The sequence below is a fragment of the Lentisphaera araneosa HTCC2155 genome (assembly GCF_000170755.1).
Taxonomy (GTDB): Bacteria; Verrucomicrobiota; Lentisphaeria; order Lentisphaerales; family Lentisphaeraceae; genus Lentisphaera; species Lentisphaera araneosa.
This window is the reverse complement of sequence record NZ_ABCK01000023.1, coordinates 62793-79360: the sequence shown is the minus strand read 5'-3', so window position 1 is coordinate 79360 and position 16568 is coordinate 62793. Positions and strand designations below refer to the sequence as shown.

Below are 16568 nucleotides of genomic sequence, written 5' to 3'. Positions count from 1 at the left end.
CCCGCAGCAAGCAAAGGGACTAGAAGTAGGCAATCTTTATGGGCTTAACAAATCAAGAATTAAAGCTTTTGGATCTTAACATTTATAAGAGGACTTAAATCAACTCGGGGAATAATGCGGGCGAGCCGCCCGCGCGCCCAGGAAAGAACATCAAACAAGATAAAGAAGCTTCCATGAGTCATTAAGCATCAAAACCAAGTGAAAAATCCAGATATTTCTTATTTATGATCAGCTAAGATTCTTATTTATTTAAATTGTAGCACGCAAGATTGTATACTTAAGGCGTATTAACTAAGTAGTTAATTAAATTATTAGGAGCCTCTATGCTAAAAAAACTTATCGCCTTTACTTGCCTGGCCGCTTGTTCATTTGCTGCCGACAAGGCCAAAGTCATCCTCATTGCCGGACAAGATAGTCACGGACCCGGAGACCACGAATTCCTTGCGGGTTGTACCATCCTTAAAAATAAACTCGATAAAACGATGGGCGATAAGATTGAGACTCTCCTCATTGATCAAAACAAGTGGCCTTCTGATAACAAAGTGTTTGAAGATGCCGATGCCATTGTGATTTACTCTGACGGCCTAGGGCGTCACCCCATTAAAGATAAGCAAGCCTTTATTGGCAAACTCATGGACAAAGGCGTAGGCTTGGCAATGATGCACTTTGCTTGCGATGTGCCCAAAGGCGAACAAGGCGAGAACTTCAAAAAATGGATTGGCGGTCATTACGAAACGCGTTGGTCCACTAATCCCCACTGGACTTGTGATTCCATTCTCCACAAAACCCACCCCATCTCCAAGAGCGTAAAAAACTTTTCAGTCAACGATGAATGGTACTTCAATATGCGTTGGGCCGATGAGCCTTTCCACACAGAGATCCTAAAGGGTGTACCAGATAAAATAGCGCGCTCGGGCAAGAGCTCTCACCCCCGCGGTCCCTATCAGCATATTGTTGAGGCAGAAGGTCGTGAAGAAACTTTACTTTGGTGCGTGGAACGCAAAGATGGCGGTCGTGGCTTTGGTTTTACCGGTGGTCACAATCACGAAAACTGGCAAAATGATGAATACCGCAAACTCATTCTCAACGCCATCGTGTGGCTGGCAAAAGTCGAAGTCCCCGAGGGTGGTGTTCCGTCAGTCACTCCCACGGATGCCGAACTCCATCACATGACCAAAGCCGATCGTGGTGCTGTAAAAAAGAAAAAAGCCCCCAAGAAAGTCGCCAAAACTAGCTCAAAAAAAACCTCTTTCCTCTATCACAGTAAAATCCTAAAAAAAGATCAATTCGTAGAGATCTCAGTCAATTTAAAAGGACGCAAAACCTTTGCCCTCTTTAATGGCGACGGTGGCGACAACATCAATTTTGACCACGCTATTTGGATTAATCCACGCCTCCTTGGCCCCAAGGGAGAACTCCCACTCAGCAAAATCAAATGGACTCAGGCTCAGGCCGGCTGGAAAGCTCCACAATTAGGAAAAACTGCTGAAGGTAAGGATTATCTTATTAATGGCAAAAAAATCACTAACGTCATTGGCACGCATGCCGCCAGTTCCATAGAATACAAAATCCCTGCGGGCTACGATACTTTTAAGGCCACAGGCAAACCCTGTAGCGGCTCAAAAAACCAAGCAAGCTTAACTTTTGGTATCACCCCTACTTTCATCGATCCAAAATCAATTGCTCCTGCTGTAACAGAAACTACCATTCCCGTAGATAAATTTGACGTTTACGAAGAACTGGAAGCCACCGTCTGGGCCACCTCACCCATGTTCTATAATCCGACTAATATGGATATTGATCACAAAGGTCGTATCTGGGTCGCAGAAGGTGTAAACTACCGAAATTTCCGTAAACCAAACATCACAGTCAAGCATCCAGAGGGCGACCGCATCATGGTACTTGAAGACACAAATAATGATGGCAAGGCGGATAAGAGTCACGTTTTCGTTCAGGATAAAGAACTCGTTGCCCCCCTCGGCATTTCAGTTATTGGGAACAGAGTGATAGTCGCTCAGCCACCTTCATTGATTATGTATATTGACGTCGATGGCGATGCCAAGTTCAACCCCGCAGTTGATAAGAAAGAAATTCTGCTAACCGGCTTCAGCGGCTTGGATCATGACCATAGCTTACACTCAGTGACTTTTGGTCCAGATGGCGAATACTACTTTAATCAGGGTAATGCCGGTTTTAGTGAAGTGACAGACAAAGACGGTTTTACTGTTCGCGCAGGTAGTTCCTACACGGGTGGTTCACCACATAACACCTCTAATAAACAGGGCGAAGTTAGTGATGATGGCCATATCTATGTGGGTGGCTTTGCCGCACGAGTTAAACCCGATGGCACGGGCTTAACTGTCATCGGTCATAACTTCCGTAATAGCTATGAACAAACAGTGACCAGTTTTGGTGATGTTTTCCAAAATGATAACGACGATCCCCCTGCCTGCCGCACAACCTGGCTTATGGAATACGGCAACACCGGCTTTTCTTCGGCTGATGGCACTCGTAAGTGGAAATTAGATCAGCGCCCGGGCCAAAGCGTTCCTGTGGCTGAATGGCGCCAGGAAGATCCAGGCACCATCCCTGCCGGTGATGTTTACGGTGGCGGCGCACCAACGGGAATTACCTACTACGAAAACGGTGCTCTCGGCAAGAAATATGAAGGCATGCTTTTATCAGCTGAGTCCGTTAAGCGTGTCATATATGGTTATTTCCCAAAAACGGAAGGAGCCGGTTTCGAGCTCAAGCGTTTTAATTTCTTCAATTCTAAAACGGGAGGCATCAGCAACTGGTTCCGCCCTTCAGATGTGACAGTGGGCTCTGATGGCGCCATCTACGTTGCCGACTGGTTTGACCCAGGTGTGGGCGGCCACGCCATGCGCGATGCCTCAGGTAGCGGTACAATCTATAGAATTGCTCCCAAGGGCTTCAAACCCGTTAACCCGAAAATTGATACCTCAACAATCGAAGGCGCTATTGCCGCGCTTAAGAGCCCTAATATCAATGTGCGTTCCATGGGCTTTATCAAGCTCAAGGAAGAAGGATCCAAATCTATTCCTGCGCTGAAATCTATGCTTAAGGAAGACAACAAGTACTTCCGCGCTCGAGCTATTTGGCTCCTGTCTCAAATTGGTGGCTCTGGCTTAAATGCCGTTGAAGCTTTACTCAAGCACGACGATGCTCAAACTCGCATTGTAGCTTACCGTGCTCTACGCAGACAAAACCATAAGTTCTGGGAGATCTCTGCGGAACTCGCAAGCGATCCCGCCATGGCCGTTCGTCGAGAAGTTGCCCTTGCCATGCGCAATCATAGCTTTGAAAAGACTCACAAAATACTTTTAGAAATTGCTCGTGGCTTTGACGGCAAAGATCGCTGGTACTTAGAAGCACTTGGTACCGCTTGCGCCAAGAAAGAAACAGAAATGTATGATTACCTTCATACTAACCTGCTTCCAGGTAGTGCTCTCTCCTGGTCACCCGCCTTTGCAAAAATTGCCTGGCGCCTGCATCAGCCTGCCGCCCTAAGCGACTTCCGCAAAAGAGCCTTAGCAGAAGAACTCAGCTTTGAGGAGCGCAAAGAAAACCTCGTTGCTATTGCCTTTGTCGATACCAAGCAAGCAGCCGAACTCATGCTCGCGATTGCTAACCAAGGTCCTGCAGATACAAAGGAGCTCGCTACTTGGTGGGTTAATAATAAGAACCGTTCGACTTGGAAAAATTATAATTTAACTGCCAAGCTCACAGCAAAAGTAGAAAAGAAAAAGACTCTCGATCTCTCCAAGCACCTTACAAAGAGCAATGGTAAGCTACCTTCAATCAAGGAGCTACTAAAACTCAAAGGTACCGCCAAGAAAGGCGAGGCTATCTTCCACGGCAAAGCTATATGCTTCAGCTGTCACAAAGTTGGCAAGCGCGGTATGGATGTGGGTCCTAACCTCACTGATATTGGCGGTAAATTTGGTAAGGACTACTTACTGGATTCACTCATCAATCCATCCAGTGCCATTTCCTTTGGATATGAAACAGCGAACATCACCACCAAAGCTGGCAAAGAATACAAGGGATACTTCATTGATTCTGACTCTGACCCTCTCGTCATTCGAGATTTAGCTGGGAATCGCACTAATCTGGCCAAAAAAGACATCGCCAAGAAAGAGATGATGAAAACATCCATCATGCCCTCAGTGAAGAACCTCAACTTGAATGCGCAGGAAATTGCCGATCTCACTGAATATCTTTCTACACTGAAAAAATAAACTTCGTCCAATAAGTTTATAAAGCTCACTTATTTTTAAGTGAGCTTTTTTGTGCCCACAAAAAAAGCTTCTTCACCTTATTCTAATTGAATAGGGCCAAGTTCAAGACGGTTGATAATATAGAACTGTACGCCCTCTTCGAGGACGATCTTCTTATTTATAGAGTTCCCCCGGTTCATTGCATTCACCTAGGGCTAATAGTATTCTCCCCCTCCGAAGAAGGACAGCTACTAAAAGAAATCTCGATTCTCCACAATAAGGCGCATGATGATTCGCATACGAGAAGGACGCTGTCCCTCTCGAGCTCTCCCTGCAAGGATTTGCCAATCCTTGCTCAGGCAACTTGGGGGCTTTGCCCAACGTTATGGATAATCATGAAAAAAATAAAATAAGTATCTTTCACAAAATCACCTAAAGATTCAAAAAAAAGCCCATGTCTTGCGACATGGGCTTCATGATTCCTGTAAAAGACGAACAAATCAAGTTCACGGTGTCTCGCCTTTTTCATACTCCTCGGAAAGTGTATCTACTCTGAATACGAAGTCAAAAGAAGTAATCTGTCGTCACTTTGTAAGTTTTTTAAACTTTTTTTATATAATAAACAAAAAAAATCACAAATCCGAAGATTTGTGATTAAAGTTTGGTGGGCGATGAGGGACTTGAACCCCCGACCTACTGGGTGTAAACCAGTCGCTCTAGCCAGCTGAGCTAATCGCCCGATAAATCGGTTTCAGGTTTCCCCGAATGGCTTTGCGATATTCGCAAGAAAAAATGTGGTGGGCGATGAGGGACTTGAACCCCCGACCTACTGGGTGTAAACCAGTCGCTCTAGCCAGCTGAGCTAATCGCCCGATAAATCGGTTTCAGGTTTCCCTGAATGGCTTTGCGGTTTCCGCAAGAAAAATGTGGTGGGCGATGAGGGACTTGAACCCCCGACCTACTGGGTGTAAACCAGTCGCTCTAGCCAGCTGAGCTAATCGCCCGATAAATCGGTTTCAGGTTTCCCTGAATGGCTTTGCGGTTTCCGCAAGAAAAATGTGGTGGGCGATGAGGGACTTGAACCCCCGACCTACTGGGTGTAAACCAGTCGCTCTAGCCAGCTGAGCTAATCGCCCGAAAAATCGGTTTCAGGTTTCCCTGAATGGCTTTGCGGTTTCCGCAAGAAAAAATGTGGTGGGCGATGAGGGACTTGAACCCCCGACCTACTGGGTGTAAACCAGTCGCTCTAGCCAGCTGAGCTAATCGCCCGGAAAATATTAGCCTTTACGGCTTCTCAATCTTCCGCCGGTAATGAAACCGTCGTAGTTGTTCTGAACTAACTGAACTTCGATTTGTTGCATGGTTTGAAGTACTACACCAACCATAATCAACAGGCTTGTTCCGCCAAAGAACTGTGTAATGATAAAGTCAGTAGAACCAGACCCCATGGCGTTCATGAGAACGTATGGAAGAAGCGCCAATATAACAAGGAAAATTGCTCCTGCAACTGTAATTCTAGTCATTGTATCATTTAAAAAAGTAGAAGTTGGCTCACCGGGTCTGTGACCTGGAACAAATGCACCTGAACGGTTTAAATCGTCGGCAATTTGAATAGGATTGAACTGTGTAGCAACCCAGAAGAAAGTGAAAACTAAGATCATAACACCCTGAATAATGAGGTATGAAGTACTACCAAAATCGAAGTAAGGCGCCACAGTTCGTGCAAAGTCACCACCAATTTTGTTGATAATCATTGGCGGGAACATCATAAGTGCTGATGCGAAGATAATCGGCATTACACCTGCGTGGTTAACCTTGAGTGGAAGGTAGGATGTTTTCTCGATCATCGCATTTCTGCTAGAAGCATCACGAGCATATTTGAGTGGGATCTTACGCATACCCTGAACGAGAGCTACGGTTGCGGCTGTTACGATAAAGAGGATACCAACGACGACGAGAATTTGAACGAGGTTCCACTCACCTTCTTGGTATTTTGAATAAACAGCTGCGAATGCCTGAGGCATTGAAGAAAGAACGTTAATAGTAATGATAATTGAAGCACCATTACCTAAACCTTTATCAGTAATTTGCTCACCTAACCACATAATGAGGATAGCTGATGCTGTAACAATAATGGTTGTTTGAATCACAAAAGCAGAACCTTTGTTGATGACGAGATCCTCAAAACCAGGAACACCTAAAAGTTTTGAGGGCGTATGCATGGCCACAGCCATCATAGCACTTTGTACCGCACAGATGACGATAGTCATGTAGCGCGTGTATTGGTTGAGCTTCTGACGTCCATGTGATCCGTCTTTTTGGAGTTTCTCCAAATTCGGGAACACAGGAGTCATGAGCTGCATGATAATCGATGCCGTAATATACGGCATGATACCTAGTACACCAATGGCAAGCTTCTGTAATGCTCCACCTGAAAATACGTTGGCCATACCAACTAGTTTGTTGGCACTCTCGGATTGATTTTTAACGTAGTCCATTAAATCGGCGAGTACATTAAGATCAATTCCTGGGATAGGTACATTTTTAAGTACACGTACTAAAACGATGACCCAAACCGTATACAATAACTTCTTACGAAGATCTTGTACTTTTAACATATTTTGAAAAGCTGAAAGCATTACAGAATCCTATTGACTAAACGACTTCTACAGTACCGCCAGCAGCGGCAATCTTGTCAGAAGCAGTTTTTGAAAATTTATTAGCTTTAACAGTTAAAGCTTTAGAAATTTCACCATTGGCGAGAACTTTTAAACCAGCACCAACTACGGCAGCGATGAGCTTTTTCTCTACGAGAGATTCGCCATCTACTGTGTCGCCAGCATTGAAATGTTCTTCAAGGTTTGAAAGGTTGACAATTGTCCACTGTTTGTGATTACGCGCTTTGAAACCACGGTTATGTGGTAAACGACGGAAAAGTGGAATCTGACCACCCTCAAAGTAAGGACGAATCGTGCTACCAGAGCGTGATTTTTGACCTTTCTCACCACGACCACCAGTGCGACCAGTACCAGAACCGTCACCGCGACAAATGCGCTTACGGCCTTTAGCTGTTGCCTGCTTGTTGAATGTGTTGAGCTTCATTATGCGTTCTCCTTCTTGAGGCCACGCTTAGTGAGGATCTCGTCACGACTTTCAAGCTGTTGAATAGCTTTCATAGTTGCGTGAACAACATTCATTGCGTTGTTTGAACCGAGTGATTTTGCAAGTACATCTCTGTAACCAGCAAGCTCAAGTACAGCACGCATACCGCCACCAGCGATAAGACCTGTACCCTCAGAAGCAGGGCGAATAACAACTTTTGCACCAGAGTGTTTTGCAGTAGACTCATGTGGAAGTGTCATCTTATGAAGAGGAACATTTACCATGTGAGCTTTAGCAAGGTTTACACCCTTTTTAATTGCATCTACAACTTCGTTTGCTTTACCAAGACCAACGCCAACGTTACCCTTGTGATCGCCTACAACTACGAGAGCTGAGAAACTGAAGTTACGACCACCTTTAACCACTTTAGAACAGCGGTTAATGGTTACTACTCTTTCGTCGAGCTCGGGAGCGTCAGAAGAGTTATCTTTTTGATTATTTTTCTTATCGTTCATTTCTATCTCCTAGAATTCCAAGCCAGCTTCACGCGCGGCGTCAGCTAACTCTTTTACGCGACCATGGAAACGGAAACCTGCACGGTCAAAAACGACTTTGCTGATTCCAGCAGTTTTAGCATTTTCAGCAGCAATTTTGCCTACTAGTGCAGCGCCTTCCTTGTTGCCTGCTTGTGTATTGTTTCCTTCGAAAGCTTTATCTTTAGTTGATGCAGAAGCAAGTGTTTTACCAGCTACATCATCGATAAACTGAACAGATATGTGATTAAGAGAGCGTGATACAGCCATACGTGGTTTGTCAGCTGTTCCAGTGACTTTGCTACGAATGTGCCAGTGTCTGCGCTTTCTTTGTTGTTTTGTAGTTTTAGTACTCATAATTATCTCCGGGCGCAGCTGTTATTTACCAGCGCTCTTACCTTCTTTAAGTGCGATATGCTCATCCGTGTAACGAACACCTTTACCTTTATAGGCATCAGGTTTTCTGTAGAAACGAATGTTAGCGGATACTTGACCAACGAGTTGTTTATCACTTCCTTCAACGATAATCTTTGTAGGCTCAGGCATAGTTACCTTGATACCATCAGGGATTTCGTAGTTAATGGGGTGTGAGTAACCTAAGTTTAAGTTGAGCTTGTTACCTTGAACAGCTCCTCTGAAACCAGTACCACGGATCTCTAGCTCTTTTTTCCAACCAGTGCTTACACCAACAATCATGTTACTGATAAGACTGCGGTTAAGACCATGCTCAGCTTTTGAAAAACGGCTATCGTCCTGGCGAGTTACTACAACTTCGTTTGAGTCAGCGTCAACGCTGGCTTCTACGCGAGGAGTAAGTGTGTGTTTTAGTTCACCTTTAGGGCCTTTGACAGAAACTTCTTTACCAGAAATTTTCACTTCAACGCCTGCAGTGATGCTAATTGCTTTATTACCAATTCTTGACATGATGAATCTCCTTAAAAATTACCAAACAAGGGCAACTACTTCGCCGCCAATGTTTTCACTTTTAGCTTTCTGACCAGTCATCATACCTTTGGAAGTCGAAATAACAGCAATACCAAGACCACCACGTACACGTGGAATCTCGTCAGCTTTAACAAAAATACGGCAGCTACCTTTTGAAACTCTTTTGAGTCCCTGGATCAGTGGCTGACCTTTGTGATACTTAAGTTGAACCTTGAGGTCCTTCTTGTTATTTTCTAATTCTACGACGTCATAGTCAGCGATGTAACCTTCCTCTTTGAGGATGGAAGAGATAGACGCATTAACCTTTGATGAAGGCATGTTCAGTTCGGCGAGATTCGCCATACCTGCGTTTCTTAAACGAGTAAGAAAGTCTGCGATTGTATCGTTCATTTTATAATATCCTAATTTATTACCAGCTAGCTCTTCTCATGCCAGGAACGAGACCCTGACTTGCGAGCTCACGAAGAGTAAGACGTGAAACACCGAACTTGCGGTAGTATGCACGCTTTCTGCCTGTGACTGAGCAGCGATTTACAACGCGACATGGACTCGCGTTACGGGGGAGTTTACTAAGACCTTCATAGTCACCAGCTTCTTTCAAAGCTGCGCGACGCTCAGCGTACTTAGCTACTACTTTTGCTTTCTTTTCATTTCTTTGAATCCAAGATTTCTTAGCCATGGTTCAACTCCTTACTTAGCGAAAGGCATACCAAGAAGTGCGAGTAACTCACGACCTTCTTCGTCTGACTTTGCAGTTGTTACAATTGTAATGTTCATACCAATTGCGTGTTTGATTTTGTCTAGGTCAATTTCAGTAAAGATTGACTGATCATTGATACCCATTGTGTAGTTACCAGAACCATCAAAACCATTAGGCTTTACACCGCGGAAGTCACGTACACGTGGAAGTGCATTGTGAATTAAGCGAGTAAGGAAATCGAACATAATTTCACCACGGAGGGTAACTTTAGTTCCGATTGATTGGCCTTCGCGAAGTTTAAAATTCGCAATAGATTTCTTAGCTTTTGTTTCTACAGCTTTTTGACCAGTGATGGTCGTAAGAAGTTTTACAGCTTCACCAAGAACTTCACGTTCTTGCTTAGTGCCGATACCGCAGTTAAGAATTACTTTTTCGACTTTTGGTACCATGTTCACGTTACCATACTCGAATTTCTTAACTAATTCGGCTACAACTTCTTTCTTATATTTTTCTTTCATTGAAGTCATCTGAATACCTACTATGCTTTCTTAGCTGAACGAGCGTCGTATTTAGCTTTCGTCATCACGTTAGAAACGTGAATCGGAGCTTCAAATTCAACAATTCCGCCTTCTGGATTTGCTTCACTTGGACGTACAGCTTTTTTACTGATGTTGAGACCTTCAACAGTAACAGTTTGCGTTTTGCGGTTGATTGAAGTGATCTTGCCAGCTTTGACTTTGTCAGCACGTGACCTGTCTTTACCTGCAATGATAACGACTTCTTCACCCATTTTTACTGGGAAATCATTCATTAGAGAACCTCCGGTGCTAAAGAAACAATTTTCATAAATTTCTTTTCTCTGAGTTCACGAGCAACTGGGCCGAAGATACGAGTACCACGGGGCTCATTGTTCGCGTTAATAACTACAGCTGCGTTCTTGTCGAAGTTGAGGTAAGAACCATCTGGACGACGGATTCTTTTTCTTGTACGAACAACAACAGCTTTAATTACGTCACCTTTCTTAACAACGCCGTTAGGGCTGGCTTCTTTTACTGTAGCAGTAATAATGTCACCAACACCAGCATATTTTCTGCGCTGGCCAAGGACAGTGATAGCAACAATACGCTTAGCGCCTGTGTTGTCTGCCACTTCTAGGCTTGTCTGCATCTGGATCATTTTCTAACTCTCCTATTCAGCAGTAGATTGAATACTCATAAGTCTCCAGCACTTCTTCTTACTGGTAGGTCTTGTCTCAGCGATGACAACCTGATCGCCAATTTTGGCTTCATTCTTCTCGTCGTGAGCGTAGTATTTTTTACTGATGTTAATAACTTTCTTAAATTTAGCGTGACGCGCTTTGCGGTTAACTGTTACAACGATGGTTTTATCCATTTTGTCGCTTGTAACAATGCCAACACGCTGCTTGCGGTTGCCACGTTCTTGATTTGTATTTTCACTCATGGATATAATCCTTATTTAGAGCGGGCTGTTTGCTCGGTTTTAATTCTGGCAACAGTTTTACGCGCCTCGCGAATACGTGCTGTATTCTCGATTTGACCTGTTTTTGCCTGGAGTCTGAGATTCAGAAGCTCCTTGTCGAGTTCACCAAGCTTTTCGAGTAGCTCCGCGTCAGTCAATTTTTTTACTTCTGCAGCTTTCATTAGATTTGATCCTCTTTAGCAAGGAAGCGAGTACGCATTCCAAGTTTATTTGCCGCAAGTGCCATAGCTTCTTTAGCTGTGTTACGAGTTACACCACTCATTTCGAAAAGTATACGACCTGGACGAACGCAAGCTACCCAGTGATCTGGTCCTGGCTTACCTTTACCCATACGTACTTCGAGTGGCTTCTTAGAGATCGGTTTATCAGGGAAAACTCTGATCCAAACCTTCGCTCTTCTTTTTGTGTGTCTTGTCATAGTCACACGACACGCTTCAATTTGACGGGCTGTCATCCAGCCACGATCTAGTACTTGTAGGCCAAACTCACCGAAGTCGAGTTTGTTACAGTTACCCGCATTACCTGCGAGGCTGCCTCTTTGAACCTTTCTGTACTTTACCCTTTTTGGCATTAGTGCCATAATTTTGCTCCAAATTTTTAGGTTTACATATCCAAACTTTTACACCAATAATACCGTAAGTCGTATTCGCTTCAGCAAAGCCATAATCAATATTTGCACTGATTGTTTGTAAAGGTACACGACCTTCGCTATACACTTCGTTACGGGCAATATCAGCACCACTAAGACGGCCACCGCATTTCACTTTGATACCGTCAGCACCCATGTCCATAGCGACCTGGATTGATTTCTTCATAGCACGGCGGTAAGAAACACGTCTTTCTAACTGCTGAGCAATGCTTTCGGCTACCAAAACAGCGTCGACTTCAGGATTACGTACTTCGACAACGTCGAGGAATACTTCTTTACCCTTAGCAAGTTTGGCTAGTTCTGATTTTACTTCTTCAATTTGTGCGCCTTTACTACCGATCACTAGACCTGGACGGGCTGTGTGAATAGCAATGCGAACACGGTTTGCAAAACGCTCAATATTGATGCGTGATACAGCAAACTCTTTAAATCTACCTTTGATAAGCTTACGAATTTCAATATCTTCTGCGAGTTTACCAGCAAATTCTTTCTTGCTAGCGAACCAGCGCGAACGCCAATCTTTCGTATAACCTATTCTGAATCCTACTGGATTTACTTTTTGACCCACTGTAAACTCCTTTTATTTCTCATCGCTGAGGATGATTTTTACGTGGCTTGTACGTTTGTTAATTCTACCCGCCGAGCCTCTTGCTTTGGGTTTAAAACGCTTCATTGTGGGGCCTTCGCCAATAACACCGAGCTTAACATAAAGCGAGCTGATATCAGCGCCTTTATTCTCAGCGTTGGCTTTTGCGGATTCAAGAGTCTTCTTGATGATACCCGCAGCCTTTTGGTCCGCAAGTGTCACTAGTTCAATAGCGTCGTTGTATGCTTTGCCATTTACGTGGCGCATAACTTCACGAGCTTTGAAAGGTGACATTCTCACGTATTTCGTAACTGCTGTTGCTTCCATTTGTATCTCTTTTTTTCCAAAAAGTTATTTTTTACTTACTTTAGAACCTGCAATAATTCCTTTTGCAGATCCCTCTGTTATCAAAGCTAAACTACTATTGCGCCTAGCTTCTATTATTTTTATGGTTGCGATCTTACGATCGTTAACCGTCACATTCCAATCTGAACCTTGAATTACACCTTGGGCATAACCTTGACTCATAGCGAGAACATTGTCATCAGCATTAACAGCTAAAACATAAGCAGCGCCTTCTTTCTTAGCGGCAAAGACTGTGTTTTTCACAATCTTTAGCTCCTGATCAACGAGAGCTGCTTTGTCGTCGTACTCATCAAGCAGGATCTTTTCTGCTTTCAAAGAGCTTAATGCCTTACGACCATATTCTCTAAATTCATCCTGCTTCTGTTCAAGTGCGAGTATCGCGTTACGACACAAGCTCAATTCCTTCAGCAAAACTGCATTAACTTCCTCTGGCTTTACGTCAGCTGAGATTAACGCTAAATCTTCTTCAATTACGGCGAATTGCTTTGCCTTATATAATAAGCTTGTCTGCAATTCAGCCTTCACTGATTTCAATTCTTCTACCTCTTTCCTTAACTCGAAGTTGCGAATCTTCAGATCCGCTAATTCTAGTTCTGTATCGAAGTCGTCATTTTTACCGTTTAAAACGCCCAAAAACCACGGTTCCAGAGATAGAGCCCCCAAAATAACGAGCAATCCTATTTTTTTCCAGTTGCTTTGTAGTTTTTTTTCCATAAAAAAAGTAATTCTAAATTTCATTTATTTTTGAGTCGGCTAGTTTAGCACCCTAATTAATTTTTAACAGCTTCGAACATCACACATTATAATTATTGAGACCATGAAATATTTTGCATTAATCACCCTCCTCTGCCTTAGCTCTTTTGCTGGCCGAGTCTACAAAGTCAGCATCATGGCCAAAGTAAATGGCCACATCATCACGAGCTACGATATCCAAGAGCTCTCTTATCGCGAGGAAATGCGCCTTAGACAAATATTTAATGGCCCTGAGCTCCCCTCTCGTATCGTCGACCTTCGACGTCGAGCACTCGACATACTTATTGAAGAACAACTCATCCTTGATCACTTCAATAGTAACGACGCTTACCAAGTGCCATCCTCTCTTCTTGAAGAAAGAATTGAAAAGTCAATTGCCCGTCGTTTCGGCTCTGATCGTGATAAGTTCTACGATATGCTTCACCAAAAGGACATGACTGTTGAAGAATACCGCGAAGAAATTGAGCGCGGCATTATCCTCGAACTCATGCGCATGGAATTCATTCGTAAGAAAATCGTTGTGACCCCTCATGATATCGCACTATATTTTGCAGAGAACAAAGCTGAGTTTGCCACACCCTCTCAAATGCACATCAAGCTCATCATCCTCTCAAAAGACAAAAGCAAATACGATGAACGAGTCACAAAACTCAAACAAGAACTCAAGGACGGAAAAAGTTTCGACGAGCTTATGCCTCAATCCGATTCACAATTTAATGGTGACTTAGGCTTTCTTAAAATGACTGACATTCGTCCCGATTTCCTCGAAGCACTAAAAGACAAGAAAGCTGGTGAGTACATTACCATTGAAGAAACTACCCAAATGCTTTTTGTTCAATTGAGCGAAGTTCGCAAATCGGCAGTCCCCCCACTCGAAGACATCTCTGACCAAATCAAAAGCAAACTAAGTTCTGACCAAGAAAAGCAGTATCGCGAAGAATTCATCGGCGACCTCAAAAGAGGCGCTAAGATTGAGAAATACGTCGAGTAATGAAAAAAGCCGAGCTTCTCAGCACACTTGAAAAATACGGCATAGCCCCAGCCAAGAGCCGCGGCCAAAACTTTCTTATAGATAACAACCTTCTCGATGCCATGTGTCGATCCATGGATATTCAAGCAGGAGAAACCATCCTCGAGGTAGGACCCGGTGCAGGTGTCCTTACTCGCGAAATGCTAAAATTAGGCGGAATTGTTCATGCTGTCGAGTTCGACTTTGCCATCCAACGTTATCTAAGCGAGAACCTCGAACACGAAAAATTTACGCTCCACAAAGGCGACGCCTGCAAAGTTGACTACAAAGAAATACTCGACCTGCCTCGAGAGTTCAGATGCTTAGCCAACTTGCCTTATGCGATCTCGAGTATTTTCATTGCCATTATGTCGGAGCTCGAGAGCCCGCCTTTAGAAATGTACTTTCTGCTTCAGCGAGAAATGGCTGAGCGTTTAGCGGCCGATAATTCAACAAAAAACTATGGATCCCTCACTGTTAGAGTCCAAGCCCTCTATGATGTCAATATTTTGCGCATTGTCCCCCCAGAGGTCTTCTTTCCTCCACCCAAAGTTCAATCAGCTTTTGTGACTTTAAAACTCAAAGAAAACCCGCCGAGTCCAAAAGTACTCAAAAAACTTAATTCCATTGTTCGAGCTGCTTTTAGCCAGCGCCGCAAAGTTGCTTTCAAACTCATGAAAGGAACTGCGGGCCCAAAACTCGAAGAAGCCTACGAAACCGTCGGTCTCGATCGCAAAGCTCGTGCTGAACAAATTACTATTGAACAATATATTCAGCTCGCGGAAACACTCCTGGCTTAATGTCACCTCAGCCCAAACCAGCTAAACTCATCCTACTCTATATTGTCGGCTGGCTCAATTTACTGATGGCTATAGCAGGATTCCTACTCCCCGTTATACCTGGAACTGTTTTTTTTGTCATCTCCATCGCATGCTTTACTAAGTGCTCCCCTAAATTCAGAGGCTATGTTTCTAAATCTCCACGACTAGCTCATTTGTTAGACAAATACGAAAATGGTCAAGCCTTCTCAAAGAAACTCATTATTTTCACCTATGCCCTAAGCAATAGCTCCTCACTCATAGGTCTCTACTTCTTCCCCGACTTCACTTTACATATCATTGCTCTACTCATTTTTATGAACATTGGCCTCTACTTCGTTTTCTTCACTAAATTTTAGGCACAAAAAAAGCGACGATAAATTCGCCGCTTTTTTAAAGTCTATTAAAAACTTTTAGATTTCACCGAGCTCACCCAAAAATCTTTCAGCAGAGAGAGCTGCCATACAACCACTACCTGCAGCGGTTATAGCTTGACGCCACTCGTGATCCTGTACGTCACCACAAGCAAAAACACCTTCAATAGAAGTTTTAGCTGTACCTGGTGCCGTTAAGATGTAACCTGCATCATCTAGATCAAGTTGCCCATTTAAGAAATCTGTATTTGGCTTGTGACCAATCGCATAGAAAAGGCCATTAGCCTCAACATCTCTTTCAGTTCCATCAACATTGCTTTTCACTTTTACGTGTGTGAGAACTTTGTCGTCACCTAAAGCTTCCACTGGAGACGTCTCCCAAAGGATCTCAATCTTCTCGTTGGCTTTCGTACGCTCTTGCATCACTTTTGAAGCACGCATTTCGTTACGACGAACAACCAAGTACACTTTTGAAGCAAACTTTGTAAGGAACATGGCTTCTTCACAAGCTGAATCGCCACCACCAATTACTACCATTGGTTTGTTACGGAAAATGGGAAGGGCACCATCGCATACTGCGCATGCAGAAATACCATTTTGCCAGTAAGTATCTTCACCAGGCAAATTCAATCTCTTCGCCGTAGCACCAGTTGCTATAATTAAAGATGCTGCTTCGTAATCAACCCCATTGGCCACGAGTTTAAATGGACGAGAACTAAAATCAATTTTATCAACAGTTTCAGTTATAATATCTGTACCATAACGAGCTGATTGCTCACGCATATTCATCATCAGAGTAGGACCATCAATGCCCTCTGGGAAGCCAGGAAAGTTCTCTACTTCAGTCGTAGTTGTCAACTGACCGCCAGCTGCAACGCCGCCTGCCATAAAACCTTCTAACATGAGAGGCTTCATTTCTGCTCTAGCTGCATAAATAGCAGCTGTGTGTCCCGCAGGGCCTGAGCCTACGATAATCACTTTTTTCATTGTAT

At 43.7% G+C, this 16568-nt stretch carries 21 protein-coding genes and 5 tRNA genes; 4 read left to right on the top strand and 22 right to left on the bottom strand.

Annotated features, from left to right (window positions below; genetic code table 11):
* Positions 1 to 323 precede the first annotated feature (323 nt).
* The gene (locus LNTAR_RS26100; protein WP_007280403.1) at positions 324 to 4262 is read left to right on the top strand and encodes a PVC-type heme-binding CxxCH protein; all 3939 of its coding nucleotides are present in this window, start codon (positions 324 to 326) and stop codon (positions 4260 to 4262) included.
* 641 nt (positions 4263 to 4903) lie between these two features.
* Here the strand turns inward: LNTAR_RS26100 and LNTAR_RS19125 are convergent.
* The 21 genes from LNTAR_RS19125 to LNTAR_RS19025 form a co-directional block, all read right to left on the bottom strand.
* Positions 4904 to 4980 (bottom strand) — tRNA-Val (locus tag LNTAR_RS19125).
* A 56-nt stretch (positions 4981 to 5036) separates the two neighbouring features.
* A tRNA-Val gene (locus LNTAR_RS19120) sits at positions 5037 to 5113 on the bottom strand.
* A gap of 55 nt (positions 5114 to 5168) precedes the next feature.
* Positions 5169 to 5245 (bottom strand) — tRNA-Val (locus tag LNTAR_RS19115).
* A gap of 55 nt (positions 5246 to 5300) precedes the next feature.
* A tRNA-Val gene (locus tag LNTAR_RS19110) sits at positions 5301 to 5377 on the bottom strand.
* 56 nt (positions 5378 to 5433) lie between these two features.
* Positions 5434 to 5510: transfer RNA gene (locus LNTAR_RS19105), tRNA-Val, on the bottom strand.
* A gap of 8 nt (positions 5511 to 5518) precedes the next feature.
* Positions 5519 to 6880: a preprotein translocase subunit SecY gene (secY, locus tag LNTAR_RS19100; RefSeq protein WP_007280401.1), complete on the bottom strand. Its 1362-nt coding sequence runs from the start codon at positions 6878 to 6880 to the stop codon at positions 5519 to 5521.
* Positions 6881 to 6896: 16 nt separating this feature from the next.
* The gene (gene rplO, locus LNTAR_RS19095; protein ID WP_007280400.1) at positions 6897 to 7343 is read right to left on the bottom strand and encodes a 50S ribosomal protein L15; all 447 of its coding nucleotides are present in this window, start codon (positions 7341 to 7343) and stop codon (positions 6897 to 6899) included.
* Entirely contained in the window at positions 7343 to 7858 is a 516-nt protein-coding gene (gene rpsE / locus LNTAR_RS19090; protein ID WP_007280399.1) for a 30S ribosomal protein S5, read from the bottom strand. Before rpsE ends, rplO begins: the two co-directional genes overlap by 1 nt.
* A gap of 9 nt (positions 7859 to 7867) precedes the next feature.
* The gene (gene rplR, locus LNTAR_RS19085) at positions 7868 to 8233 is read right to left on the bottom strand and encodes a 50S ribosomal protein L18 (RefSeq protein ID WP_007280398.1); all 366 of its coding nucleotides are present in this window, start codon (positions 8231 to 8233) and stop codon (positions 7868 to 7870) included.
* Between the two features lie 21 nt (positions 8234 to 8254).
* Positions 8255 to 8800 carry a 50S ribosomal protein L6 gene (rplF, locus tag LNTAR_RS19080; RefSeq protein ID WP_007280397.1) on the bottom strand — a complete coding sequence of 182 codons (546 nt, stop codon included), beginning with the start codon at positions 8798 to 8800 and terminating at the stop codon, positions 8255 to 8257.
* Positions 8801 to 8818: 18 nt separating this feature from the next.
* Positions 8819 to 9211 (bottom strand): 30S ribosomal protein S8, encoded by a 393-nt coding sequence (gene rpsH / locus LNTAR_RS19075; protein WP_007280396.1) that lies wholly within the window; start codon positions 9209 to 9211, stop codon positions 8819 to 8821.
* A gap of 19 nt (positions 9212 to 9230) precedes the next feature.
* Entirely contained in the window at positions 9231 to 9500 is a 270-nt protein-coding gene (gene rpsN, locus LNTAR_RS19070) for a 30S ribosomal protein S14 (protein WP_007280395.1), read from the bottom strand.
* A gap of 11 nt (positions 9501 to 9511) precedes the next feature.
* Positions 9512 to 10048 (bottom strand): 50S ribosomal protein L5, encoded by a 537-nt coding sequence (gene rplE, locus LNTAR_RS19065; RefSeq protein ID WP_007280394.1) that lies wholly within the window; start codon positions 10046 to 10048, stop codon positions 9512 to 9514.
* Positions 10049 to 10059: 11 nt separating this feature from the next.
* Positions 10060 to 10332, bottom strand: a complete 273-nt coding sequence (gene rplX, locus LNTAR_RS19060) for a 50S ribosomal protein L24 (protein WP_007280393.1) — start codon at positions 10330 to 10332, stop codon at positions 10060 to 10062.
* Positions 10332 to 10697, bottom strand: a complete 366-nt coding sequence (rplN, locus tag LNTAR_RS19055; protein ID WP_007280392.1) for a 50S ribosomal protein L14 — start codon at positions 10695 to 10697, stop codon at positions 10332 to 10334. The genes rplX and rplN overlap by 1 nt, the downstream gene beginning before the upstream one ends.
* A gap of 12 nt (positions 10698 to 10709) precedes the next feature.
* The gene (rpsQ, locus tag LNTAR_RS19050) at positions 10710 to 10982 is read right to left on the bottom strand and encodes a 30S ribosomal protein S17 (RefSeq protein ID WP_007280391.1); all 273 of its coding nucleotides are present in this window, start codon (positions 10980 to 10982) and stop codon (positions 10710 to 10712) included.
* A gap of 11 nt (positions 10983 to 10993) precedes the next feature.
* Positions 10994 to 11182: a 50S ribosomal protein L29 gene (gene rpmC / locus LNTAR_RS19045; RefSeq protein WP_007280390.1), complete on the bottom strand. Its 189-nt coding sequence runs from the start codon at positions 11180 to 11182 to the stop codon at positions 10994 to 10996.
* Positions 11182 to 11601 carry a 50S ribosomal protein L16 gene (rplP, locus tag LNTAR_RS19040; protein ID WP_007280389.1) on the bottom strand — a complete coding sequence of 140 codons (420 nt, stop codon included), beginning with the start codon at positions 11599 to 11601 and terminating at the stop codon, positions 11182 to 11184. The genes rpmC and rplP overlap by 1 nt, the downstream gene beginning before the upstream one ends.
* Entirely contained in the window at positions 11540 to 12238 is a 699-nt protein-coding gene (gene rpsC, locus LNTAR_RS19035) for a 30S ribosomal protein S3 (protein ID WP_007280388.1), read from the bottom strand. Before rpsC ends, rplP begins: the two co-directional genes overlap by 62 nt.
* Before the next feature lie 12 nt (positions 12239 to 12250).
* Positions 12251 to 12583, bottom strand: coding sequence for a 50S ribosomal protein L22 (rplV, locus tag LNTAR_RS19030; RefSeq protein WP_007280387.1), 333 nt, complete (start codon positions 12581 to 12583; stop codon positions 12251 to 12253).
* Positions 12584 to 12607: 24 nt separating this feature from the next.
* The gene (locus tag LNTAR_RS19025; RefSeq protein ID WP_157473722.1) at positions 12608 to 13336 is read right to left on the bottom strand and encodes a hypothetical protein; all 729 of its coding nucleotides are present in this window, start codon (positions 13334 to 13336) and stop codon (positions 12608 to 12610) included.
* Between the two features lie 103 nt (positions 13337 to 13439).
* Between LNTAR_RS19025 and LNTAR_RS19020 the strand changes: the two genes are divergently transcribed.
* From LNTAR_RS19020 to LNTAR_RS19010, 3 genes are read left to right on the top strand one after another with little or no spacing between them, the layout of a single operon-like run.
* A complete protein-coding gene (locus LNTAR_RS19020) occupies positions 13440 to 14366 on the top strand; it encodes a peptidylprolyl isomerase (RefSeq protein ID WP_007280385.1) in 927 nt (308 codons plus the stop codon).
* Positions 14366 to 15184: a 16S rRNA (adenine(1518)-N(6)/adenine(1519)-N(6))-dimethyltransferase RsmA gene (rsmA, locus tag LNTAR_RS19015; RefSeq protein WP_007280384.1), complete on the top strand. Its 819-nt coding sequence runs from the start codon at positions 14366 to 14368 to the stop codon at positions 15182 to 15184. The genes LNTAR_RS19020 and rsmA overlap by 1 nt, the downstream gene beginning before the upstream one ends.
* Complete coding sequence (locus LNTAR_RS19010) at positions 15184 to 15561, top strand: DUF454 family protein (protein WP_007280383.1); 378 nt, start codon at positions 15184 to 15186, stop codon at positions 15559 to 15561. The genes rsmA and LNTAR_RS19010 overlap by 1 nt, the downstream gene beginning before the upstream one ends.
* Positions 15562 to 15615: 54 nt before the next feature.
* On the opposite strand, the gene trxB is transcribed toward LNTAR_RS19010, so the two are convergent.
* A complete protein-coding gene (trxB, locus tag LNTAR_RS19005; RefSeq protein WP_007280382.1) occupies positions 15616 to 16563 on the bottom strand; it encodes a thioredoxin-disulfide reductase in 948 nt (315 codons plus the stop codon).
* Positions 16564 to 16568 lie beyond the last annotated feature (5 nt).